The organism is Aeromicrobium alkaliterrae (assembly GCF_039529015.1).
GTDB classification, from domain to species: Bacteria; Actinomycetota; Actinomycetes; order Propionibacteriales; family Nocardioidaceae; genus Aeromicrobium; species Aeromicrobium alkaliterrae.
In genome coordinates, this window is the sequence record NZ_BAAAME010000002.1 from 19,651 (window position 1) to 41,945 (window position 22,295).

The 22,295-nt window shown below is 71.2% G+C and carries 23 protein-coding genes, 1 tRNA gene and 1 pseudogene; 16 read left to right on the forward strand and 9 right to left on the reverse strand.

The genetic code is table 11. The features are described 5' to 3' along the window. Positions 1 to 76: 76 nt before the first annotated feature. On the forward strand, positions 77 to 568 hold the full coding sequence (locus tag ABD127_RS00985; RefSeq protein ID WP_344196776.1) for a M48 metallopeptidase family protein: 492 nt from the start codon (positions 77 to 79) through the stop codon (positions 566 to 568). Here the strand turns inward: ABD127_RS00985 and ABD127_RS00990 are convergent. Both ABD127_RS00990 and ABD127_RS00995 read right to left on the reverse strand, forming a co-directional pair. Beyond that, the gene (locus ABD127_RS00990; protein ID WP_344196778.1) at positions 531 to 1,085 is read right to left on the reverse strand and encodes an NUDIX hydrolase; all 555 of its coding nucleotides are present in this window, start codon (positions 1,083 to 1,085) and stop codon (positions 531 to 533) included. The genes ABD127_RS00985 and ABD127_RS00990 overlap by 38 nt on opposite strands. Continuing rightward, positions 1,082 to 2,440, reverse strand: coding sequence for a zinc-dependent metalloprotease (locus ABD127_RS00995; RefSeq protein WP_344196780.1), 1,359 nt, complete (start codon positions 2,438 to 2,440; stop codon positions 1,082 to 1,084). Before ABD127_RS00995 ends, ABD127_RS00990 begins: the two co-directional genes overlap by 4 nt. 66 nt (positions 2,441 to 2,506) lie before the next feature. On the opposite strand from ABD127_RS00995, the gene ABD127_RS01000 reads away from it, so the two are divergent. The 3 genes from ABD127_RS01000 to ABD127_RS01010 all read left to right on the forward strand — a co-directional run bounded on the left by ABD127_RS01000 (position 2,507) and on the right by ABD127_RS01010 (position 7,186). Beyond that, on the forward strand, positions 2,507 to 3,628 hold the full coding sequence (locus ABD127_RS01000) for a YlbL family protein (protein ID WP_344196782.1): 1,122 nt from the start codon (positions 2,507 to 2,509) through the stop codon (positions 3,626 to 3,628). Further along, positions 3,625 to 4,146 (forward strand): PPA1309 family protein, encoded by a 522-nt coding sequence (locus tag ABD127_RS01005; RefSeq protein WP_344196784.1) that lies wholly within the window; start codon positions 3,625 to 3,627, stop codon positions 4,144 to 4,146. The genes ABD127_RS01000 and ABD127_RS01005 overlap by 4 nt, the downstream gene beginning before the upstream one ends. A gap of 109 nt (positions 4,147 to 4,255) precedes the next feature. Continuing rightward, entirely contained in the window at positions 4,256 to 7,186 is a 2,931-nt protein-coding gene (locus tag ABD127_RS01010) for a UPF0182 family membrane protein (RefSeq protein ID WP_344196786.1), read from the forward strand. A gap of 56 nt (positions 7,187 to 7,242) precedes the next feature. On the opposite strand, the gene ABD127_RS01015 is transcribed toward ABD127_RS01010, so the two are convergent. Further along, positions 7,243 to 8,064 (reverse strand): alpha/beta fold hydrolase, encoded by an 822-nt coding sequence (locus tag ABD127_RS01015; protein ID WP_344196788.1) that lies wholly within the window; start codon positions 8,062 to 8,064, stop codon positions 7,243 to 7,245. Positions 8,065 to 8,277: 213 nt separating this feature from the next. Here ABD127_RS01015 and ABD127_RS01020 point away from each other — a divergent pair, with 213 nt between their 5' ends. Genes ABD127_RS01020 through ABD127_RS01030 form a run of 3 tightly spaced genes read left to right on the forward strand, consistent with a single transcriptional unit; the run spans position 8,278 to position 10,938 of the window. Then, on the forward strand, positions 8,278 to 9,315 hold the full coding sequence (locus ABD127_RS01020) for a ferredoxin reductase (RefSeq protein WP_344196790.1): 1,038 nt from the start codon (positions 8,278 to 8,280) through the stop codon (positions 9,313 to 9,315). Between the two features lie 13 nt (positions 9,316 to 9,328). Beyond that, positions 9,329 to 10,519: a fatty acid desaturase family protein gene (locus ABD127_RS01025; RefSeq protein WP_344196792.1), complete on the forward strand. Its 1,191-nt coding sequence runs from the start codon at positions 9,329 to 9,331 to the stop codon at positions 10,517 to 10,519. Continuing rightward, a complete protein-coding gene (locus ABD127_RS01030) occupies positions 10,519 to 10,938 on the forward strand; it encodes a hypothetical protein (protein WP_344196794.1) in 420 nt (139 codons plus the stop codon). Before ABD127_RS01025 ends, ABD127_RS01030 begins: the two co-directional genes overlap by 1 nt. 6 nt (positions 10,939 to 10,944) lie before the next feature. On the opposite strand, the gene ABD127_RS01035 is transcribed toward ABD127_RS01030, so the two are convergent. Together ABD127_RS01035 and ABD127_RS01040 are read right to left on the reverse strand one after the other, a co-directional pair. Continuing rightward, complete coding sequence (locus tag ABD127_RS01035) at positions 10,945 to 12,408, reverse strand: serine/threonine-protein kinase (RefSeq protein ID WP_344196796.1); 1,464 nt, start codon at positions 12,406 to 12,408, stop codon at positions 10,945 to 10,947. Positions 12,409 to 12,455: 47 nt separating this feature from the next. Beyond that, positions 12,456 to 13,733, reverse strand: coding sequence for a serine/threonine-protein kinase (locus ABD127_RS01040; RefSeq protein ID WP_344196798.1), 1,278 nt, complete (start codon positions 13,731 to 13,733; stop codon positions 12,456 to 12,458). 68 nt (positions 13,734 to 13,801) lie between these two features. Here ABD127_RS01040 and ABD127_RS01045 point away from each other — a divergent pair. From ABD127_RS01045 to ABD127_RS01055, 3 genes are all read left to right on the forward strand, one after another. After that, positions 13,802 to 13,878 (forward strand) — tRNA-Met (locus tag ABD127_RS01045). Positions 13,879 to 14,049: 171 nt separating this feature from the next. Continuing rightward, positions 14,050 to 15,015 carry an esterase/lipase family protein gene (locus ABD127_RS01050; RefSeq protein ID WP_344196800.1) on the forward strand — a complete coding sequence of 322 codons (966 nt, stop codon included), beginning with the start codon at positions 14,050 to 14,052 and terminating at the stop codon, positions 15,013 to 15,015. 41 nt (positions 15,016 to 15,056) lie between these two features. Then, positions 15,057 to 15,419: a hypothetical protein gene (locus ABD127_RS01055; protein WP_344196802.1), complete on the forward strand. Its 363-nt coding sequence runs from the start codon at positions 15,057 to 15,059 to the stop codon at positions 15,417 to 15,419. Here ABD127_RS01055 and ABD127_RS01060 read toward each other — a convergent pair. Continuing rightward, the gene (locus ABD127_RS01060; protein ID WP_344196804.1) at positions 15,416 to 16,612 is read right to left on the reverse strand and encodes an HNH endonuclease signature motif containing protein; all 1,197 of its coding nucleotides are present in this window, start codon (positions 16,610 to 16,612) and stop codon (positions 15,416 to 15,418) included. The two genes, ABD127_RS01055 and ABD127_RS01060, sit on opposite strands and share 4 nt — an antisense overlap. Before the next feature lie 112 nt (positions 16,613 to 16,724). Between ABD127_RS01060 and ABD127_RS01065 the strand changes: the two genes are divergently transcribed. The 3 genes from ABD127_RS01065 (at position 16,725) to ABD127_RS01075 (ending at position 17,793) form a co-directional block, all read left to right on the forward strand. Next, the gene (locus ABD127_RS01065) at positions 16,725 to 17,066 is read left to right on the forward strand and encodes a DUF1801 domain-containing protein (RefSeq protein ID WP_344196806.1); all 342 of its coding nucleotides are present in this window, start codon (positions 16,725 to 16,727) and stop codon (positions 17,064 to 17,066) included. Positions 17,067 to 17,158: 92 nt separating this feature from the next. Then, on the forward strand, positions 17,159 to 17,407 hold the full coding sequence (locus ABD127_RS01070) for a type II toxin-antitoxin system Phd/YefM family antitoxin (RefSeq protein ID WP_344196808.1): 249 nt from the start codon (positions 17,159 to 17,161) through the stop codon (positions 17,405 to 17,407). After that, positions 17,404 to 17,793 (forward strand): type II toxin-antitoxin system VapC family toxin, encoded by a 390-nt coding sequence (locus ABD127_RS01075; RefSeq protein ID WP_344196810.1) that lies wholly within the window; start codon positions 17,404 to 17,406, stop codon positions 17,791 to 17,793. The genes ABD127_RS01070 and ABD127_RS01075 overlap by 4 nt, the downstream gene beginning before the upstream one ends. Positions 17,794 to 17,832: 39 nt before the next feature. Here ABD127_RS01075 and ABD127_RS01080 read toward each other — a convergent pair whose 3' ends face one another. Genes ABD127_RS01080 through ABD127_RS01090 form a run of 3 tightly spaced genes read right to left on the reverse strand, consistent with a single transcriptional unit; the run spans position 17,833 to position 19,433 of the window. Continuing rightward, positions 17,833 to 18,315 (reverse strand): pyridoxamine 5'-phosphate oxidase family protein, encoded by a 483-nt coding sequence (locus tag ABD127_RS01080; RefSeq protein ID WP_344196812.1) that lies wholly within the window; start codon positions 18,313 to 18,315, stop codon positions 17,833 to 17,835. A 27-nt stretch (positions 18,316 to 18,342) separates the two neighbouring features. Beyond that, the gene (locus tag ABD127_RS01085; protein WP_344196814.1) at positions 18,343 to 18,771 is read right to left on the reverse strand and encodes a hypothetical protein; all 429 of its coding nucleotides are present in this window, start codon (positions 18,769 to 18,771) and stop codon (positions 18,343 to 18,345) included. Between the two features lie 23 nt (positions 18,772 to 18,794). Continuing rightward, positions 18,795 to 19,433 (reverse strand): DUF2306 domain-containing protein, encoded by a 639-nt coding sequence (locus ABD127_RS01090; RefSeq protein ID WP_344196816.1) that lies wholly within the window; start codon positions 19,431 to 19,433, stop codon positions 18,795 to 18,797. A gap of 170 nt (positions 19,434 to 19,603) precedes the next feature. Here ABD127_RS01090 and ABD127_RS01095 point away from each other — a divergent pair, with 170 nt between their 5' ends. The 3 genes and pseudogenes from ABD127_RS01095 to ABD127_RS01105 form a co-directional block, all read left to right on the forward strand. Further along, complete coding sequence (locus ABD127_RS01095; RefSeq protein ID WP_344196818.1) at positions 19,604 to 21,103, forward strand: ABC1 kinase family protein; 1,500 nt, start codon at positions 19,604 to 19,606, stop codon at positions 21,101 to 21,103. A 98-nt stretch (positions 21,104 to 21,201) separates the two neighbouring features. Beyond that, the gene (locus ABD127_RS01100; RefSeq protein WP_344196820.1) at positions 21,202 to 21,792 is read left to right on the forward strand and encodes a TetR/AcrR family transcriptional regulator; all 591 of its coding nucleotides are present in this window, start codon (positions 21,202 to 21,204) and stop codon (positions 21,790 to 21,792) included. A 45-nt stretch (positions 21,793 to 21,837) separates the two neighbouring features. Then, positions 21,838 to 22,295 (forward strand): annotated as a pseudogene (locus tag ABD127_RS01105) (hypothetical protein); the annotation flags it as partial.

Genomic DNA, 22,295 nt, shown 5'->3' on the forward strand with positions numbered 1-22,295 from the left:
ATCGCCGGGTAGCGGTGTGGACGAACCCGTGGACGACCTGTGGGCAACCGCCTGCGACCCGTCGTAGGCTCGGCGGGTGGACGAGGTGGAGATCCGACGCTCGGCGCGCCGGCGGCGCACGGTGCAGGCGCGGCGCGAGGGCGATCGCCTCGTGGTCCTGATGCCGGCGGGCCTCGACCAGGCCGAGGAGCAGCGCATCGTCGACTCGCTCGTGGCCAAGATCGAGCGCAGCGACCGGCGCCGCAACCTCGGCGACGACGACCTGATGAGCCGGGCGGCCGCGCTCTCCCGCACCTACCTCGAGGGCCGAGCCAGGCCCACGTCGGTCAGGTGGGTCACGAACCAGAGCACGCGCTGGGGCTCGTGCACCGCAGCGACCGGCGAGATCCGCATCTCGCACCTCGTGCGCGACATGCCGCCCTGGGTCGTCGACTACGTGCTGCTCCACGAGCTCGTGCACCTCGTGGTGCCGGGCGGTCACCCGCCGGAGTTCTGGGAGCTCGTCGCTCGCCACCCGAGGGCCGAGCGGGCTAGAGGGTTCCTCGAAGGCGCTGCACACCAGCGCTGACGAGTCGGCGCACGTCGTCGTCGGTGCGTTCGGGCAGCTCGTCGACGGCGAACCAGCGCAGGTCCTCGGACTCGTCCGAGATCACGGGCTCGGCGCCTGGGGGAGCGACGGCCACGAGCTGCACGTCGAGGTGGTGGCCGCCGGGGACGCAGAACGGCACCGCGTGGCGCGAGAGCAGCACGGGCGACGGATCGATCTCGAGCCCGACGATGCCGGACTCCTCGGTGCCCTCGCGCAGCGCGGCGCCCGCGAGGGTGTCGTCGGTGTCCTCGCAGTGTCCGCCCGTCTGCAGCCACAGACCGGCCTTGCCGTGCAGGGTCAGCAGCACCCGCTGGTGGTCGTGCGAGACGACCAGCACGCTCGCGGTGAGGTGGTCCGGCTGGCACGAGCGCTGCGTGGCGTCCTCACGACCGACCAGGACGTCGAGGTAGAGCCGCCGCAGCGCTTCCTGCTCGGCGTCGGGCGCGACCCAGTCCTCGAGGACGCGGATCGAGTCGGCGCGCAGCGCCGAGGTCACTCGTCGCCGTCGAGCAGGCGGCGCAGCTCGGCGTCGAAGGCGTCGTCGCCCTCGGCGTCGGTGCTCGGCTCGGCGAAGCCCAGCGGGTCGTCGAGGTCGGCCGGCGTGGGCAGCACGTCGGGGTGCTGCCAGAACCGGTCGCGCACCTCGGCGCCCTGGCGGTCGCGCACGGCCGCCCACAGGTTGACCGCGTCGCGCAGGCGGCGGGGCCGCAGCTGCAGACCGACGAGGCTCGCGAACGTCTGCTCGGCCGGACCGCCGCTGGCGCGACGGCGACGCATCGTCTCCGCCAGGGCCGTCGCGGCCGGCATGCGGTCGTGCGTGGCCTGCGTGACGACCTCGTCGACCCAGCCCTCGACGAGGGCCAGGAGGTGCTCGAGCCGGTCGAGCGCGTGCCGCTGCTCGGGGGTGGGCTCGGGGTCGAACAGCCCGTTCTGCAGGGCGTCGACGATCTCCTGCGGTCGCGACGGGTCGAACTCGGCCGCACGACGCTCGACGGCCTCCAGGTCGATCTTGGTGCCCCGGCCGTACTCCTCGACCGCCGCGACGAGCGCCGGCTTCAGCCACGGCGCCGAGGCGAACAGCCGGTGGTGCGCGCACTCGCGCAGCACCACGTAGAGGAGCACGTCGGTCGAGCTGAGCTCCAGGCCGTCGCCGAAGGCCTCGATGTTGGCGGGCAGCACGGCGGCGACGCCCGTGGGCCCGAGCGGCAGGCCGATGTCGGTCGAGCTCAGGACCTCCCCGGCCAGCTCACCGAGACCACGGCCGAGCTGCTGGGCGAACATCGCGCTGCCGGCCTGCGACAGCATGCCGATCAAGGGGCCGGCCATCGTCTTGATCTCGTCCGGCATGGCCTGGCTCATCGCGTCGACGACGTGCTGGGCGACGGGCTCGGACAGCGTGTGCCAGGTGCCGGCGGTGTGCTCGATCCACTCGGCCCGGCTCCAGGCGGCGCTGGTCGTGGCGCCTCGGGGCAGGTCGGTGGCGTGGTCGAGCCACATCTCGGCGAGCTGCACCGCGTCGGCGACGGCGGCCTGCTGCGAGGGCGTGGTCGAGGGGTCGGGACCGGCCGCCGCCGTGGTGTGGCGGGCGACCTCGAGCGTCACCGAGGCGTCCACGGTGCCCTCGTGCGGCGCGAACATGCGCTGGACCTGCGCCATGAGGGCGTTGAGGTCGGGCACCTGGCCGCCGGACGGGCCGTTCGGCAGGAAGCCGGCGGGGCCGGAGGACCCGGGGGTGCCGGGCTGCGTGAACCCGAGCTGGGAGAAGAGCGCCTCGAAGGGCGTGCCTGCGAAGGGGTTCGGTGGCGTGTCGTCGCCGGAGTCGTCGGGCCGGTCGGTGCCGTGGTCGGACATGGACCCACGATAGCCACCGCGGCCCAACGTCCCCAGGGCTGGGAGCACGGCCCTATCGTGGGGCGCGTGTCCGTCACGCCACCCCCTCCGCCCGTCGCCGCGGACCACGAGCCCTGGGTCGGCCACGAGAGCTCCCTGAGCGGCCGGTACGTCACGGTCGTGGTCGCCGCCCTCAGCACGATCATGCTGTCGCTCGTCGCGTTCATCCTTCCCGTTCCGTACGCGACGCTCGAGCCGGGACCCGTCTTCGACACCCTCGGCGAGTTCAACGGCGAGCCGATGCTGGCGGTGCAGGACGGCGTGCAGACCTACCCGACCGACGGCGCGCTCGACTTCACGACCGTGTCGGTCACCAGCCCGAGCGGGCGCGTCAGCTTCACCGAGGCGCTCGCCGCCTGGTTCAACTCCGACGTCAAGCTCGTGCCGAAGGACTTCCTCTACCCCGAGGGCGAGACCGTCGAGCAGTCCGACGCCCGCTCGGCCGCCCAGCTCGCGTCGTCGAAGGACAACTCCACGGTCGCCGCGCTGCGGGCCCTGGGCTACGACGTGCCGGAGCAGGTCGCGGTCGCCGAGGTGCTGAAGGACGGCGCGTCGGCCGACGTGCTGGAGGCCGGCGACGTCATCACGTCGGTCAACGGCACGGCCGTCTCGACCCCGCAGCAGGCGATCGACGTCGTGGCGACCGCGACCCCCGGCGACCAGGTGAGCCTCGTCGTCTCGCGCGACGGGGTCAGCCAGGAGCTGGCCGTCACGACCAAGGCGGCCGAGGACGACCCGGACGTGCCGCGGATCGGGGTCAGCCTCACGCCGACGTTCGACCTGCCGATCCAGATCGACAACAACGTGGGCGACTCGGTCGGCGGCCCGAGTGCCGGCACGATGTTCGCGCTCGCGATCTACGACCTGCTGACCCCCGGCAGCCTGACCGGTGGGCAGCGCATCGCCGGCACCGGCGAGATCACCCCTGAGGGCCAGGTCGGCGCGATCGGCGGCGTCCGCCAGAAGATGGCCGGCGCGCACGCCGACGGGGCCGAGATCTTCCTCGTGCCCGCCGAGAACTGTGCCGAGGCCGCCGACGGCGACGACTTCGGCATGACGCTCGTCAAGATCACGACCCTCGACGACGCGATCAGCTCGCTCGAGACGCTCGCCGACGACCCCGACGCGAAGGTCCCCTCCTGCTCATGACCGACCTGCCCGTGAACGACGGAGTCATCGAGCTCCACCCCGACTCCCCGTTGCGCCGTGCCGCTCTCGAGGTCGAGCAGCACGTGGCCGAGGCCGGCTGGGACCAGGCGCCCCGCCTGTTCGCGCTGGTGCGCACCGCCGAGCTCGTCGCGCGCCAGCCCGCGCTGGCCGACCAGGTCGGCGACGGCGCGGACGGCTCGTTCACGCCGATCGAGCAGGAGGGCGTCCCCGCGGAGGACTTCGAGGACGCCCTGACCCGCCTCACCTGGCCCGACGAGGTCCACGGCTGCGCCGCCGTGATCGAGCGCTTCATGCTGCCCCCGGATGCCGAGGGCGATCCGGCGACCCACCCCGACCGCCAGGAGGTGCGGCTCGTGGCCGCGGTCCTGCGCTCGGGCGGGAGCCACAGCGCCGTGCGACGCCGGGGTGACGGGGCCGACTCCGACCTGCTCGAGGGCCCCGACCTGGTGCCCGGACTGGTTGCACTGCTCGACCAGACGCTCGCTGCTGAGGCGTGACGTAGAGTTCAGGTTCCACGGACTCATTCCGACTCAGGAGCCCAGTGAACGAGCGCATGCACGAGCACCACGAACCCCGCCGCCCTTCTGCTGAGACGGGGTCGACGCTGTGAGCGACATCTTCGGCGTGCCCGACCAGCCGGCCCAGGCGCCGACCCCCGAGCGCCGCCGCCGCGTCCTGGTGCCCACGCTCGTCACGGTGGCCGTGTTGATCTTCCTCGGGTCGATCTTCACGAACCTCTACACCGACCGGCTCTGGTTCTCCTCCGTCGGCTACACCGACGTCTTCACCAAGGTGCTGCTCACGCGCATCGGGATGTTCGCGGTGTTCGGCCTCCTGTTCGCGCTCGTCGTCGTCGGCAGCGCGTACCTCGCGTGGCGCTTCCGCCCCGAGAACCCGCCGGCTCGCCGCGACGACCCGGCGGTCCGGTACCGCCAGGCGCTGTCGCCGATCCTGCGTCCCGTCACGATCGTGGCCGCGCTGCTGTTCACGGCGTTCGCCGGCTCGGTCGCCCAGGGCCAGTGGCAGACGTTCCAGCTGTGGCGCGCGGGTGGCTCGTTCGGCATCAGCGACGCGCACTTCAGCCGTGACGTCGGCTTCTTCGTCTTCGACTACCCGTGGCTGCGCTTCCTGACGACCTTCGGCTTCACGACGGTCATCATCGCCTTCGTCGTCTCGGCCTTCGTGCTGTACGTCTTCGGCGGCATCCGCGTCCTGGGCGGCATCCGCTTCACGCGCGCCGCGCAGGTGCAGCTGTCGGTCATCGTCGGCTTCGGCCTGCTCGTGCGGGCGTTCGGGTACTACCTCGACCGGTTCGGCTACGCGGTCGGCAACTCCTCGCTCTTCGACGGCATCGGCTACACCGACGCGATGGCCCGCATCCCGGCCCGCAACGTGCTGGCGATCGTGGCGATCGTGGTCGCGCTGCTGTTCTTCGCGATGATCTTCCTGAAGTCCTGGACCCTGCCGGGCCTCGGCCTCGGCGGCCTGCTGCTCGCCTCGATCGTGATCGGCGGCATCTGGCCGTACGCGATGCAGTCCTTCCAGGTCCGCCCGTCCGAGCCGGACCGGGAAGGTCCGTACATCGCCAAGAACATCGAGGCGACCCGCGACGCCTACGACGTGGCGGACTCCCAGACCGAGGACTACACGGCGGCCACCGAGCTGACGCCCGAGGAGCTCGCCGGTTCGGCGGAGTCCCGCGTCAGCAGCCGTCTGCTCGACCCGACGCTGATCTCGGACGCGTTCCAGCAGCTCCAGCAGGTGCGCGGCTACTACACCGTCCCCGAGACGCTCGACGTCGACCGCTACCTCCTCGAGGGCAGCGACATCCCGCAGGACGTCATCATCGCGGCGCGCGAGGTCGACCTCGCGGGTCTGCAGGAGAGCCAGCGCACGTGGTCGAACGACCACACGGTCTACACGCACGGCTACGGCGTCATCGCGGCCTACGGCAACCAGCGCGGCGAGCAGGGCGAGCCCGTCTGGGCCGTCCAGGACATCCCGCCGGTCGGCCAGATCGAGACCGACATCCCGCCGCGGATCTACTTCGGCGAGAACTCGCCGAGCTACTCGATCGTCGGCCGCCCCGACGGCGCCGACCCGATCGAGGTCGACATCCCGCGCGGTGGTGGCGGCGGCGACGACGCGGCCGGGACCGACGGCGACGCGCAGGCGACCCAGAACACCTACGACGGCGAGGGCGGCGTCGCGGTGGGCAGCCTGTTCCACAAGCTGCTGTACGCCGTGAAGTTCAACGAGCCGAACATCGTGCTGTCGGACCGTGTCAACGAGAACTCCAAGATCCTCTACGACCGGCACCCGCGTGACCGGGTCGAGAAGGTCGCGCCGTGGCTGACGGTCGACGGCGACGTCTACCCGGCCGTGGTCGACGGCCGCGTGGTCTGGATCGTCGACGGGTACACGACGAGCAACTCGTACCCGTACTCCGAGCACCGCTCGCTGCGCACGGCCACGGCCGACACGCTCACGCAGACGAGCGCCCAGGCGGCCCTGCCGACCGACGAGATCAACTACATGCGCAACTCGGTCAAGGCCGTGGTCGACGCCTACGACGGCAGCGTCAAGCTCTACGCGTGGGACGAGGACGACCCGATCCTCGAGGCGTGGATGAAGGTCTTCCCCGACACGGTCGAGAAGAAGTCCGAGATCAGCGACGACCTGATGAGCCACCTGCGCTACCCGGTCGACCTGTTCAAGGTCCAGCGCGACGTCCTGGCCCGGTACCACGTGACCGACGCCCAGACGTTCTACGAGGACGGCGAGCGCTGGCGCGTGCCGAGCGACCCGACCCAGGGCAGCGACTCGAACGTGCTGCAGCCGCCGTACTACCTGACGATGAGCCGTCCGGGTGAGAACGAGACACCCAACTTCTCGCTCACGAGCGTGTTCCTGCCGAACAGCCGCCAGAACCTGGCGTCGTTCGTGTCGGTCAACTCCGAGGCGACCAGCGAGGACTACGGCACGATGCAGATCCTGCAGCTGCCGAGCGACACCCAGGTGCCCGGTCCCTCGCAGATCGCCAACCAGTTCCAGACCGACAGCGCCGTGACGCAGGCCCTGCTGCCGTTCGAGCAGTCCAGCGAGGCCCGCATCCTGCGCGGCAACCTGCTGACGCTGCCCGTGGGCGGAGCCCTGCTCTACGTGCAGCCGGTCTACATCCAGCGCAGCGCGAGCGAGGGCACGTTCCCGGTGCTGCAGTTCGTGGCGGTCTCGTTCGGCGAGAGCGTGGGCTTCGGCACGACGCTGGAGGACGCGCTCGCGAACGCCCTGGGCCTGCAGCCGGCCGACGTGCCGACCGACGTCGAGGATCCCGAGCCCGACGACGGCGGCGACGGTGGCACCGATGGCGGCGACGCCGCCCCGGCCAAGACCACCTCGCAGTGGCTGACCGAGGCCTCAGCGGCCTACAACGCCGCGCAGCAGGCCCTGGCGGCCGGTGACCTCGCGGGCTACCAGACGCAGATCGACGCGATGAACACCGCGATCGTCGGTGCCCAGGAGTCGCTCAACCAGTAGCACCCACAGCACGAGGCCCCCACCCGATGATCGGGTGGGGGCCTCGTCGTGTGGGGCTACTTCTGGAGGAAGTCCAGCAGGGCCGCATTGAGCTCGTCGGCGTGGCTCACGTTGAAGCCGTGCGGGCCGCCCTCGACGACGTGCAGCGTCGCGTCGGAGATGGCCTCGGCCGAGCGCTTCCCGGAGACCTCGAACGGCACGATCGCGTCGGCGTCGCCGTGGATCACGAGCACCGGGACGTCGATCTTCGCCAGGTCGTCACGGAAGTCCGTGCGACCGAAGGCGTCGATGCAGGCGACGACGGCCTCGTCGCGGGCCGGGGCGGCGAGCGTCAGGGCCTCCTGGCGCTGCTCCTCGGTGACCTTGAGGTCCCCGGCGGCGCTGAAGAAGTCCGTCGTGAACCCGTCCAGGAAGCCGGCGCGGTCGTCCCTCACGCCGTCCTTCATGCCCTCGACGTCCTCGTCGCCGAGCCCGCCGTCGGGGTTGTCGTCGGTCTTCAGCAGGAACGGCGGGACGGCGCCGGCGAGCACCGCGGAGTGGATCCGCTCGGAGCCACGGGTCCCGAGGTAGCGCGCCACCTCGCCGCCGCCCATGGAGAAGCCGACCAGGGTCGCGTCGGTGACGTCGAGGTGGTCCAGGAGGCCGGCGAGGTCCTCGCTGAACGTGTCGTAGTCGTAGCCGTCGGCGGGCTTGTCCGAGTCGCCGAAGCCGCGGCGGTCGTAGGTGATGACGCGATAGCCGGCGGAGGTCAGGGCGGGGACCTGCTCGGACCACGAGGCGCCCGAGAGGGGCCATCCGTGGATCAGGACGACGGCACGTCCGTCGCCGCCGGAATCGGTGTAGCTGAGGGTGATGCCGTTGGACTCGAGAGTCGGCACGGTGGTCCTTCCGTCGTGGGGGAGATGACCTCTCCAGGGTGCCTCGACGCGTGACGTCGCGCACGGTGAGGGCCTCTGACCTGCGGCGTTACGAACGCGTGAAATTTGAGGTTGCCCTGGATGTAACTCGATGTCACGGTGGCGGGAGGAAAGGGGTCCACCGTGCCGGATTCACTGATCGCAAGGTCCCGCGTGCTGCGCAACGTGCGGCGCGTGGGAAAGGCGTTGACGACGCCCCTGCATCCCGACGACTACTTCAGCCTGGTCAACCCCCTGTGGTCGGCTCGTGAGCTGCGAGGACGCATCGAGCGGGTCGACCCCGTCACCGAGCGGGCCGCGACGCTGGTCATCCGACCCGGCTGGGGCTGGACGTTCGACCATCAGCCGGGCCAGTACATCGGCATCGGCGTGGAGATCGGCGGCCGGTTCCACTGGCGCTCCTACTCGCTGTCGTCGCCGCCGCTGGTCGAGGGCGGCACCGTCAGCATCACCGTGAAGGCGATGCCCGAGGGATTCCTGTCCGACCACCTCGTCAACGGCCTGGAGCCGGGCACGATCGTGCGCCTGGCGGCGCCCCAGGGCGACTTCACGGTTCCCGAGCCCCCGCCGGCCAAGATGCTGTTCGTCGTCGGCGGCAGCGGGATCACCCCGGTCATGTCGATCCTGCGCACGCTCGACCGCCGCGACCACCTGCCGGACGTCGTGCTCGTCTACTCGGCGCTGCGCGAGTCCGAGATGATGTTCCTGTACGAGCTGCGGGTGCTGGCGCTGCGCTACCCGACGTTCACGTTCCACGAGCGGTTCACCGACACCGACGGAATGTTCACCGCCGACCAGCTCGACGACCTCGTGCCGGACTGGCGGGACCGCGAGACCTGGGCCTGTGGTCCGGGTCCGATGCTGGACGCCTTCACCGAGCACTACGAGGAGCAGGGGCTCGAGGAGAACATCCACGTCGAGCGCTTCACCCTGCAGCGCGCCGACGGCGGCGACGCGGGCGGCACCGCGACGTTCGGAGCCGGCGGCCCGACCGTCGAGGTCGACGGCGCCGAGACGCTCCTCGAGGCGGGGGAGCGCGCCGGCGTCAACATGCTGTTCGGCTGCCGCATGGGCATCTGCCACACGTGTGACGTTCCCCTGGCCTCCGGCCGCGTCCGCGACCTGCGCAGCGGCGACGAGCACGCCGAGCCGGGCGAGTACATCCAGACCTGCGTCTCGGTCGCCGTCGGCGACTGCACGCTGTCCCTCTAAGAAGGAGCACACCATGGCTTACTCCGACGTGCGTGAGTACACCCACCTGACCGACGAAGAGGTCGAGGAGATCGGGCGCGAGCTCGACGAGATCCGGGCCGAGGTCGAGGCGTCCCGCGGCCAGGCCGACCGCGACTACGTGCTGCGCGTCATCGCGCTGCAGCGTCGCCTCGCGGTGGCCGGTCGCATCACCCTGTTCGCCAGCATGTTCCCGCCGGCGTGGCTGCTCGGCACGGCCCTGCTGAGCTCGGCCAAGATCCTGGAGAACATGGAGATCGGCCACAACACGATGCACGGCCAGTGGGACTGGATGAACGATCCGGAGATCCACTCCAGCAACTGGGAGTGGGACACGACCCAGCCGGCCGAGCAGTGGAAGCACTCGCACAACTACATCCACCACCAGTTCACGAACGTGCTCGGCCACGACAACGACGTGGGCTACGGCATCCTGCGCATGTCGCGCGACCAGAAGTGGACGCCGTACAACCTCGGCCAGCCGGTCTACAACGCCCTGCTCGCGCTGTTCTTCGAGTACGGCGTCGCCCTGCACGACCTCGACATCGAGGCGATCCGCAAGGGCAAGAAGGACCCGAAGCTGCTCAAGAAGCAGCTCAAGCAGATCGGCGACAAGATCGGCAAGCAGGCGTTGAAGGACTACGTCCTGTACCCGGCGATGACCGGTCCGGCGTTCTTCCACACGCTCTCGGCGAACTTCACGTCGAACATCGTGCGCAACGTCTGGGCGTACATGATCATCTTCTGCGGCCACTTCCCCGACGGTGCGGTGCACTTCGACGAGAAGGAGCTCGAGGACGAGACGCGGGCCGAGTGGTACCTGCGCCAGATGCTCGGCTCGGCCAACTTCGAGGGCGGCAAGCTGCTGCACCTGATGAGCGGCCAGCTCGGCTACCAGATCGAGCACCACCTGTTCCCGGACCTGCCCAGCAACCGCTACGCGGAGGTCTCGGTCAAGGTCAAGGACATCTGCAAGCGCAACGGCATCCCCTACACGACGGGGCCGCTGCACCGTCAGTACGGCCAGGTGATCCGCACGATCATGAAGCTGTCGCTGCCGAACCGTCGCACCAAGGACGACGCCACCCCGCCGCCCCCGGCGCGCAAGGGCCGTCTGAGCGACGAGGAGCGTCCCGGTCGCCGGTCCGAGCTGGGGCGGTGGACGAACACCGCAGCGAGCGTCTGATGAGCGTCATCGAGGGGCTGGACCGTCCGGTCGTCGACGGGGTGCGGCTGCCGTTCGCCTGCGTCGACGACGCGGACGGCGGCCGTCACGACACCGTCGTGAAGGCCCGGGCGATCCGGTGCGCGCTGAGCCGCATCTGCGGCATCTGCGCCGAGGTGCTGACGCGCCCGGTGGCGTTCCTGGGCTCGGCCGAGGAGGCCGAGGCCGTGGAGTTCCTCTTCCCACCGTGCCACGTGTCGTGCGCCGAGGAGGCCGTGCGCGAGCACGCGCCCCGCGGTGCGGTGCTGGGCCACGCCGAGGCGCCGGGCGAGTGGGTCGTGCTGACGACCGCCGGGTTCGACCTGGTGCGGCCGACCAAGCGCGGTGCGCCGGTGGCCTTCAGGCCGAACTCGGTGCTGGCGCGCGTCGATCTCGACTGACCGGAGTCAGCTGACCGAGCTGCTGGCGATCTGCAGCTGCTCGTCGTTGCGCTCGACGGTGACCTGCAGGGTGCGGGTGAAGGTCTCCGAGACGGTCTGGGTCTGCGTGCCCGGGCCCTCGTCATCGTCCTCGTCGTCCTTCTTCTTGGGGCCCTTCTCGTCCTTCGGCTCCACCGGGACCTCGACCGTCGACGTGACGGTCCACTGCAGCGTGGCGACGGCTGAGCCGGTGGCCGCGTCCACCGTGAGCGCCGTGATGGTCACGCCCGGCATCGAGGCCCACGAGGCCTGGAACGGCTCGAACCCGCCGACGCTCTCGCGGGCGTCCTCGGAGAGGAGGGCGAAGCCCGCGCCGGGGTCGCCGGCGGTCGTGGCGACGTACTGACGCACGTAGGCGTCGATCTCCTCGGCCGTGGGCGGTGGCGGCGTCGTGGCGGTCTCGCCGGCGCTCGCCACGTCGGCCGAGTCGTCCCCGCCGAGGGCGACGGCCAACGACCCCAGGAGCACGACGACGAGCGCGGCCGCAGCGGCCAGGACCGCCCAGCGGGGGAGTCGGTCGACGAAGGAGCGCTTCGCGGCCGGCGGTGGCGGCAGCGGCAGCGGCACGGGCGGCAGGACGTCGGTGGCATCCGGCAGCGGCACCATCGCCTGGGTCTCGGCGGGCTCGGCGCGACCGGAGACGAGCGCGAGCGCCGTCGCGGCCTCCGCGGCCGAGGGGCGCTGGTCCGGCTCGTGCGTCATGAGACGGGCCACGAGGGTGCTGAGTGCGCCGTGACCCGGCAGGCGTGGCGGGTCGTCGTGCACGATGCGGAACAGGGTGCCCACGGGGTTCGAGTGCTCGCCGTCCGGAGCGGCGTACGGCGAGCGTCCGCTCGCGGCATGGAACAGGGTGGCGCCCAGGGACCACAGGTCGACCTCCGGGCCGCCGTGCTGGCCTCGAGCGACCTCGGGCGGCAGGTAGGCGGGCGAGCCGCTCACGTGGCCGGTGCGGGTCAGGGCGTCGTCGCCCTCACCCCGCGCGATGCCGAAGTCGGAGAGCTTCGCGATGCCGTTCGGCGCGATCAGGATGTTGGACGGCTTGACGTCGCGGTGCACGATCCCGGCCTGGTGCGCGGCTGCCAGCGCGTCGGCGACCTGGCGACCGATCTCGGCGACCCGCGCCTCGCTGAGGGTCTCGGACGCGATCTCGTGCGCCAGGGTGCGGCCGGCGACGTGCTCCATGACGAGCCACGACCAGCCCTCGTCGTCCTCGACCAGGTCGTGGACCGCGACGACGTTGACGTGGTTCAGTCGGGCGGCGAGCTGCGCCTCTCGCTCGGCGCGCCGCCGGTCGACGCCGTCGGCCGTGCCGATGCCGCCGAGTCGTTTGAGCGCGACCGTGCGGCCGAGGCGCGTGTCACGGGCCAGCCACACCGCACCCATGCCGCCTCGACCGATCTCGCTCTCGAGCTCGTACCGACCTGCGATCACCCGTCCGACGGTAGTGGAGGTGCCGACGATCGGCTCGCGCTGCCGCCTCAGGGCGCGGGAACCTCGATCGACGGGACGGTCGGGGTTGGCGTGGGAGACGGCGTCGTCGCGGTCGGGCTGGGGGTGGGAGAGGGCGTCGGCGTCGGGGTCGGCGTGGGCGTCGGCGTCGGCGTCGGTGTCTCGCTCGGGGTGGGGGTCGGAGTCGGCGTGGGTGCCGTGGTCTCGTCCGGGGTCGGCGTGGTGGTCTGCGCCGGCGTGGGGGTCGGGTCGTCGGTCGGCTCGTCGTCGTCCCCGCCGAACACCCCGAGCGCCAGCGCCAGCACCGCGAGCAGCACCAGCGCGACCGCGGCGCCGCCGGCGATCATCCACCAGCGGTTGTCGCTGCGTGCCGGCTCGGGCTCCACCGGAGCGGGCCCGACCGTGCCGATGGCCTGCGTCGCGTCGGAGATCGGTGCCGCGACCGGAGCGACGACCGCCGTGGCCTGCGTGGGGCTGTCGACGGGCGTCGCGACCGGCGCGGCGACGGGAGCGGCGCCGCCGGCGACCACGGCCAGCGCGACCGCCGCCCCTGCTGCCGTCGGCCGACCCTCGGCCTCGAAGGTCATGAGCTGGCCGACGATGGTCGTCAGCGGCTCGTCCGGGGGCAGCTGCGGCGGCGGGTCCTGCACGATGCGGAACAGCACGCTCATCGCGTTGCCCTCGCTCGACGTATAGGGCTTCTGACCGCTGGCGGCGTGGTAGAGCGTCGCGCCGAGCGACCACATGTCGCCGGCCTGCGAGGCCTTCGCACCGCGCGCCACCTCCGGAGGCAGGTACGCCGGCGAGCCCGTGACCTCACCCGTGCGGGTCAGGGCGTCGTCGTTCTCCGACCGGGCGATGCCGAAGTCGGACAGCTTGGCGCGTCCGTCCTGGGTCAGCAGGATGTTGGACGGCTTGACGTCGCGGTGCACGATGCCGGCCGCGTGGGCCGCGGAGAGCGCCTCGGCGACCTGCTGGCCGACGCGCGCGACGGCGCGCGACTGCAGCGGCGCCTCGGCGATGGCCTGCGCCAGGCTGATGCCGGGCACGAACTCCATGACGAGCCACGCCCACCCGTCCTCGTCCTCGACGAGGTCGAACACCGAGACCATGTGGGGATGGTTGAGACGCGCGGCCAGCATCGCCTCGCGCTGCGCCCGCTGTCGGTCAGGACCGTCGGCGGTGCCGATGCCTCCCAGCCTCTTCATGGCCACGGCGCGGTCGAGCAGCGTGTCGTGGGCCTGCCAGACGGCACCCATGCCGCCCCGACCGATCTCTGACTGGAACTCGTAACGACCTGCGATCACGTCACTCACCGTAGCGGGGCACCCCGATTTGGCTCGCTGGTCACACATCTGTAAAGTAGTCCGAGCGACGCGGGGTGGAGCAGCTCGGTAGCTCGCTGGGCTCATAACCCAGAGGTCACAGGTTCAAATCCTGTCCCCGCTACCAATAAGACCGGGATCTCAGTGAAAACTGAGGTCCCGGTCTTTCCTTGTCATCGGAATCGGGTCAACCGGGCGTGAGTGGATGGCCGACGACCGCGGCCCTGAGGCCACCGCCGAGCCGATCCGGCGTGACTGAGGTAACTTCGTGTTACCGAACTCACACCGGAGGCTCCTCATGCGTGCACCTCGACTTCTCGGCACCCTCGTCGCGCTCGTCGCCGTCCTCGCGGGGCTGACGTCCGCGCCTGCCCAGGCCGCGCAGCCGAAGCCCCCGCTGCCGGTGCCGTACTCGTTCCTGCTGCCCGCCGTGGTCGCGGGTCTCGGCATCAATGCCGACCCGCCGGGCGCGAACGACTGGTCGTGCAAGCCGTCGGCCGCGCACCCGAAGCCGGTCGTGCTGGTGCACGGGCTCACGGGCAACAAGGCCACCAACTGGCAGACGTACGCCCCGCTGCTCAAGAACGAGGGCTACTGCGTCTTCGCCCTGACGTACGGCCAGAGCACGCTGGCGCCCGCCCCCTACGACCAGGTCTTCGGCGGCTTCGCGCCCATCGAGAGCAGCGCCGCGCAGCTCGCGACGTTCGTGGAGCAGGTCAAGGCCGCGACGGGCACCGCCAAGGTCGACATCGTGGGCCACTCCGAGGGCACCCTGATGCCGAACTACTACGCCAAGTTCCTGGGCGGCGCCGCCTCGATCGACAAGTACGTCTCGATCGCGCCGCTGTGGCACGGCACGGACCCGGCCGGCCTGGCCACGCTGAGCCTGATCGGCACGCCGTTCGGTGTCACGCCGGTGATCAACAGTCTCCTGCAGCCCTTCTTCGCCTCGGGGCCGCAGCTGCTGGCGGGCTCGCCCTTCATCCAGAAGATGCGGTCAGGCGGCGGTCCGGCCGTGCCGGGCATCACCTACACGAACATCGTCACGCGGTACGACGAGCTCGTGATCCCGTACACGAGCGGGATCGAGCCCGGCATGACGAATTACGTCGTGCAGGACTACTGCGCGCTCGACCTGAGCGAGCACTTCCAGATCGTTGCCGACCCGGTGGCTGCGGCCCTGGTGCTGAACGCCCTGGATCCCGCGCACCCGCGGCCCGTGCCGTGCCAGCTGGTGCTCCCGTTCGTGGGCAACATCGTCTGACGCGCACGCTTGCGCCGCGCGCTCCGGGGTACCCCCGGAGCATGAACACCTCGATCCTGACCCTGCCCGTCCGCCTCGCCGCTCGAGCCGCAGTCGGGGTCGTGAGCAGCGGGGTGGGTGCGGCCACCGCAGTCCTGGCCACGGTGCGTGGCGGTGACGACGAGCACGGCGGCGACTCCCCGGTGCCCGCGCCGAATCCTGCCCCGCCGCGCAAGGCTCCCGCGGCGAGGAAGGCTCCCGCGAAGAAGGCCGCGAAGGTCACGCCCGCTGACGTCGCTGCACGCGTCGCCCCGAGGGCCGACGAGAAGGAGCACGTCGAGTCCGAGGAGGTGCTGGTCTACAGCACCGGGCCCGAGGCTGCGACGACGATCGCCGACGAGGTCACCGCCAGCGCCACGCGCTAGTTGGCGAGCACGAAGTCGATCACGAACCCTGGCTTGAGGCGCTCAGGTCGCTCCTCGTCGAGCAGGCCGAGCAGGTGCGGCAAGATGCCGTGACCCTTGCGGGCGTGGTCGCGCTTGCAGCGGGGGTCGAGGTTCGAACCTCGGGTCGGCCCCTCGGGCCAGGGGACGCGGTGGTCGAGCTCGCACTCGTCGGCGGGGACGAGGCACCCAGGCGTCGCGCACGTGCCCGACCGGAAGGCGATCGCCCGTCTGAGGAGGTCGGGCGGGCTGTAGCCGCGGTAGTCGTGGGCGAGGGTGTCGTGGGTGATCGGGTCGGTCAGGAGGCGGTGCCAGTAGGCCTCACCGGCGAACGCTGAGTCGAGGATCCACTCGGTGGGGACCTGCCAGGAGCCGTCGGCGGCCTCGGCGGGCCCCTCGATCATGCCGGTGAGCACGGCCGCGTCGATCGTGACCGCGATGTCGCACTTCAGCCCCGCGGTGGCCGGCAGGTCGTCGGTGACGGCGGACGTGAGCAGGTGCGTGAGGAGGTCGGCGCGCCGCTGCTCGCGGGTGCGCTTGATGCCCGCGGCCTTGTCGGACGCCTTGAGCGCCTTGGCGGTGCGCTGCAGCCGCTTCTGGATCGCGGCGGCCTGGTGTGCGGGGAGGTAGGCGTGGAGCCAGGCCATGCCGTCGTCGGTCTGGTCGATGACGACGTGGCGCTGGGCGCGCTCGGCCTCGGCGCGCTGGGTGAACAGGTCGGCCTCGACCCGGGCGACGAACCGTCGCAGCCAGCGGCGGAGCTCGGGCACGGTGTGCTCGCGGGCGTACGGGAGGGCCTCGTCGTCGAGGCGCTGACGCGAGTCGTCGCGCTCGAGCCTTGCGAGCGTCACGGAGATCTCGCGCGCCCGGGCGGCGTCCACGTGTCCGGCCACGAACGCCTTCCAGGACTTCGGGCCGTGCTCGAGGAGCCGGTCGGCCGCGGCCAGGCGGTCGACGACCTGCCCCTCGGACATCTGCAGCTCGCGGGCGAGCTGCAGGTGGATGGCGTCGCGCTCCAGGCCCCGCCGCAGCGGTGAGGCGTCGCGCCGCAGCCGGGTCAACGCGTTGTCGCGGAACGTGACCATCGCCGTCCACTCACGAGCCTCCGCCCGGGCCCGCTCGCGGCGGGCGGCGCGCAGCTCGCGCAGCGTGCCGGGAGGAGGGGGAGTGGACATGGCTCGATTCTACTCGAACAGATGTTCGATAGCAACGATTCTGATCTGGACTTTCAGCAGATGTGCGAGAAAGTTCTTCCGGGAAGGGTGCTGGCTGACCTACCCTCGCGACATGAGCGAGGACTGGAGGGTCGACACGGTCGACCGACTGCGTGAGCTGATCGTGACGGCGGCCCCTGAGGTCGTCGAGGAGGTCAAGTGGCGCAAGCCTTCCAACCCCGACGGCGTGCCGACGTTCTCGCTGGACGGCCTGGTCTGCACGGTCGAGACCTACAAGGACAAGGTCAAGGTGACCTTCGCGAAGGGGGCGTCGCTCAGTGACCCGAGCGAGGTCTTCAACGCCAGCCTCGATGCTGGGACGCGCCGCGCGGTCGACGTCTTCGCTCCGGGCGACCTCGACGAAGACGCGTTCGTGGACCTGGTCGCGGGGGCCGTCGCGCTCAACCAGGGCTGAGCCGCCGCGGTGTCCGACCCGTCGGGTACCTGTGTCGAATGACCGTTCTCCACGACGTCGACAAGGTGCTACGAGGTGCTACATTCGACAGCATGCGCTCCATCAGTCAGCGCGAGCTGCGCAACGACAACGCCGCCGTCGTGCGCGAGGTCGAGGCGGGGGAGTCGTTCGTCGTGACGCGCCGCGGTGTGCCGGTCGCTCGCCTCGTGCCCTGGACGGCCGAGGCGGACCTGACGCTCGACCGGCCAGCACGCAGACGTGGCGCGTTCGCGGACCGCGCTCGGGTCCGCCTTGCCGAGAGCACTGACGAGGTCCTCGACGACCTTCGCGGCGATCGATGACGCGCTGGTACCTCGACACGTCGGCGGCACTGAAACTCGTCGTCGACGAGGCCGAGTCGGACGCTCTCGCCACGACGATCGATGCCGGTGCGGCCGAGGTCGTCAGCTCCTGGTTGCTCGAGACCGAGATGCGGCGGGCGGCGCACCGGATCGAGGGGCTCACCCAGACGGCGGTGTCCGAGCTCCTCGACGCCATCGACCTGTTCGAGGTGCCCGGTTCCGTCTTCCGCGAGGCCGGACTGCTGCCCGGGGAGTCCCTGAGGTCGCTCGACGCCCTTCATCTCGCCGTGGCCGTGCGCCTCGGGGTCGAGCACGTGGTCACCTACGACCGCCGCATGCAGGACTCGGCGCGCTCGCTCGGCCTCTCGGTGCTCGCTCCGGCGTGACCCGGAGGGCTCCCGCGTCGATGAAGGCTCGCATTGCCCTCAAAGGCCGTCGATCTTGGCGTGGTCGCCACCGTCGTAGGGCTCGCCGGTGATCTTCGACTTCACGAAGCTGATCACGGTCGCGACGCGTCCGCCGGGGTTGTCCCAGTACTCGGCCGACTCGACGTCGACCCGCAGCAGGATGGCATTCGGGTCCTCGGGGCCGTCGGGGATCCAGGCCTCGGCGAACGTGGTCCAGAGCTCGCGGAGCTTCTCGACGTCGTCGACCACGGCGGCGGTCCCGGCCAGCGAGACCCACGAGGTCTCGCTGCTGACGGTGACCGAGACCTTCGGGTCGGCGCGGATGTGCTCGACCTTGCGGGAGTCGCGGGTGGCGATGAACCACAGCTGGACCCCGAGGTCGACCTCCTGCCGCGCCATCGGGCGGCTGACCAGCGTGCCGTCCGCGTCGGTGGTGGTCAGCATGCAGAAGCGGGAGTCCTTGGTCAGGTCGACGAGGTGCTCGATGTCAGAGGTGCTCATGGAGAGGAGGTACCCCGCGGCCGGGTTTCATCCCGTCGGCGCCGCGAGCGCGGCCGGCGGGACGACTCCGACCGAGCGGTCCGTCGCGAAGAACAGGGGCCGGGTGCGGAACGGTGCCGCCACGAGCATCTCGTGCGTCATGCTGCACCAGGTGCGGTCCTCGTTCGTGAGGGTCGGTGAACCGGGACGCGCGCGCATCAGCGCGAGCGAACCGCCCGGGTACTCGGTGCGGAGCAGCTCTCCGTGCGCCTCGAGGAAGGTCGCCATCACCTCGGCGTCGAGCCCGCCGTCCCACTCGGCGTCGTAGACCTGGATGACCGTCGGCACGATCGTGTCGTGGCGGTCGATCAGCAGCGCGAACATCTGGGGGGCGTCGTAGCCGAAGTCGCCGTCGATGAAGCGCCAGACGCGGGTCAGGTCGCGGAGGGAGCGGATGGGTCGGTCCTGGATTCTCATGCCCGGCAGTCTCGGCCGATCCGTCACGTCGTGGGGATCTCCGTCCACAGGCGAACGTGCCGGGGCGCCACCGGTCCGCGCCGGGTCAGGTGCAGGGCGAGGGCGAGGTTGGGCACCCAGCAGAGCCACGCGATCGCGACGTACGAGGCGTCGAACGGAAGCCCCGCAGCACCGGCCAGCCCGAGGTAGAGCCGCAGGGTGACGGCGGCGAAGGTCAGGGACGCGCTGCGGATCATCCAGCGCTGGTGAGCCGCGAGGTCGCGGCGGCCGATCGCGTGCACGCCGGCGGCGGTCGTGCCGAGCCAGGCGGCGCCGAGGCCCGCGAACCCCAGCCCGGCGACGGCGCCGCCGTGCGCCGTGGTCGCCAGCGCGAGGCCGCCGAGCCCGCCGACGGCGACGCCCACCACGTAGAGCACCCCGGTGCCGCGGTGGAGCCGAGGATGGCGGCGCCGCAGCCCGCGGGCGAGCTGGAACGGCAGGAGAAGCAGGGCCACGATCGCTCCGCCGACGTGCAGGCCGAGCACGACCTGTCGGTCGAGGTAGACGTCGCGCTGCTGCTCGAAGTACGTCATCGGGTCGAACGCCAGGTACCGGGCCGCGTAGGCCACGACGAGGAGCGACAGCACGAGGCTGACGAGCCAGGCGGCGCGGGTGGATCTCATGGTCCGAGACTGGCGGCGGGGGCTCGGCAGGGACATCGGGGAAGTCCCTGGCACCACCCGGGTCGGGCCCTGAGGGGCGGCCGGGACGGCGGTGTGGCCTGCGCCTCGTGACGGGACCCACGCCCGCAGGGGCTCGCACCATACCGACGGTATGTGCCACTGTCGGTGTCATGAACACCCCGCCGCCGCTGCCGAATGTCGACGCCCTGATCCGTCGCTCCGAGCGGCTCGCCGCCGTTCCCGGTCTGACGCAGCAGGCGCTGCAGTGGCACCACGAAGCAGCTGACCAGCGCGCCGTCGTGGCGCGGGACGCGAGCCGCCTTGCGTCGCCGCGACTCTGGCCCGACACGCTCGGATCCCTGCTGTCGATGGGCTGGCGCGTCGTCTCGACCGCGGCCCCGGACGTCCCGTTCCAGCTGCTCGGAGCCGCAGCCGCGGCGGTCGGCCTGCGGGTGGAGCCGCCGAACGCGAGCGCCGGGACGCTCGAGCGGGCGCAGCGCCTCGTGCGCGCCGGCGGGCCCACCTACGTCAAGCTCGGCCAGTTCATCGCGACGGCCGACGGGCTGCTGCCCGAGGAGTGGGTCACGGCCTTCGCGTGGTGCCGCGACGAGGCGCCGGCCCTGCCGACCGAGGTCGTCCTCGACGTCGTCGACCGCGAGCTGGGCGACGCCCGCGACCGCCTGGAGTGGGTCGACGAGACCCCGCTCGCGGCCGGCTCGATCGGCCAGGTCCATCGCGGCCGGCTGGCCGACGGCTCCGAGGTCGTCGTGAAGGTCCGGCGTCCGGGTCTGCGCCGCCGCTTCCGCTCCGACATCGAGACGCTCGCGCTCACCGCCGCCGCCGCCGAGAAGCTGCACGAGGGTGCCCGGTCGGCGAACCTGACGGGGTTCGTCGAGCTGTTCGCCCAGCTCGCGCTGGAGGAGCTCGACTTCCGGCTCGAGGCGGCCAACCTGGTCGACTCCACCGCCATCCTCGAGGCGATGGGCGCCGACCACATGCGGGCGCCCCGCCCGGTGCCCGGCATGGTCACCGAGCGCGTGCTCGTGATGGAGCTGCTGCCCGGCGTCTCGTACGCCCGCCTCGACCCGTCGCGCGAGCACGACGGCGACCGGCTGCTCCACCTCGGCATCCAGGGCGTCGTCGAGGCGACGCTCAAGCACGGTGTCTTCCACGGCGACCTGCACGCCGGCAACGTCCTGGTCGACCAGGACACGGGCTCGTTCTCGCTGGTCGACTTCGGCATCGCGGGGCGCCTCGACGCAGCGCAGCGGGCGGGCCTGGTCGAGTACCTGACCGCGTGGGCCATGAGCGACGCCGAGGGGCAGATCCGGGCGATGCAGTCGTTCGGCGCGATCGCGAGCGACGCCGACATCACGCCGCTGGTCGCCGAGCTGCAGGTCGAGCTCGACCTCCTGCAGGACCGCTCGCGCGGCGCCGTCACGTTCGACCAGCTCGGCATCACGCTCGGGCGTCTCCTGCAGGTGCTCGCCCGCAACGGCTTCCGGATGCCGAAGGAGCTCGTGCTGTTCTTCAAGAACCTGCTCTACCTGGCGGGCTTCGCGGCCAGCGTGGCGCCCGACGCCGACGTGCTCGAGGTCGTGCAGGGGATCCTGCTCGAGCTGCTCGCCGACCCGGAGTCGGGCCTCGGCGAGGTCACCAGCGCCGCCTGAGCGACCACGGGGCGAGGTCCTCTCGGCCGACCGGCTGAGCCCGATTTCATCCTCCCGGCCGATTGCACTCTACTTTCGATAGTGCAAAACTGCACTCTATGACCGAGAGTGCATCGTCCGAGCGCAAGCGCTCCACGCAGCGGGCGATCTCCGCGAGTGCCCGTGATCTCGCGCTCGAGCACGGTCTCGACGGATTCACGATGGATGACCTCGCCACCAGCGTCGGTGTCTCGCGTCGCACCCTGTTCAACTACGTCCCGGGCAAGATCGACGCGGTCCTCGGTGTCGCCGAGGACCCGGACCCCGAGCTCATCGCGACCTTCATGGCGGGCGGTCCGACCGGTCACCTGTTCACCGACCTGAAGGAGCTCGTCGTCGTCGCGCTGGACGAGGAGGGCACCTCCGCGTCCGAGATCGACGCCGTGCGACGTCTCGTCCTGAGCGACCCGCGGCTCTATCACGCCATGCAGGACCGCCTCACGAGCTCGATGGACGAGTTCGCCGAGTTCATCAACCAGCGCGAGGGCTCCGAGGTCGACGGTCTGACGGTGGCCCTGCTCTTCAAGCTCACGGTCAGCGTTCTCCACGTCGCTCTCGACGAGTCGCTGGCCGATGCCGACCACCCCTTCACGTGGCACTACTCCCGTGTCTTCGACGCCGCGATCGCAGCGGTCGAACGACCTGCCTGACTCCCAGTACGACCTTCATCCGCCTCTACCCAGGAGATCCCTGTCATGGCCACCCTGCTCTACCGACTCGGCAAGAACGCCTACCGGCGTTGGCCGATCTTCCTCGCCGCGTGGGTCGTCGCCCTCGTCGGCCTCGGCGCCGCTGCCGGCGCCCTGTCCAAGCCGATGTCCGACTCCTTCTCGATCCCCGGGGTCGAGTCCGTCGAGACCGCCGAGCTCCAGCAGGAGCTGTTCCCCGAGGCCGCCGCGGTCGACGCGCCGTCGGCCACGATCGTCGTCGCCGCGCCCGAGGGCGAGACGCTGGCCGACGAGCCCTACGCCGACGCCGTGAGCACCCTGGTCACCGACCTCGGTTCGCTGGACGACGTCACCGAGGGCGTCGTCGGACCGGTCGAGGCGGCCGCCGGGCTCGAGGCCCAGGTCGCCGCCGGCGTCGACGAGGCCGAGGCCGCCGCGACCGCGGCTGGCCAGCCGTTCGACCGGGAGGCAGCGCTCGCCGCCGC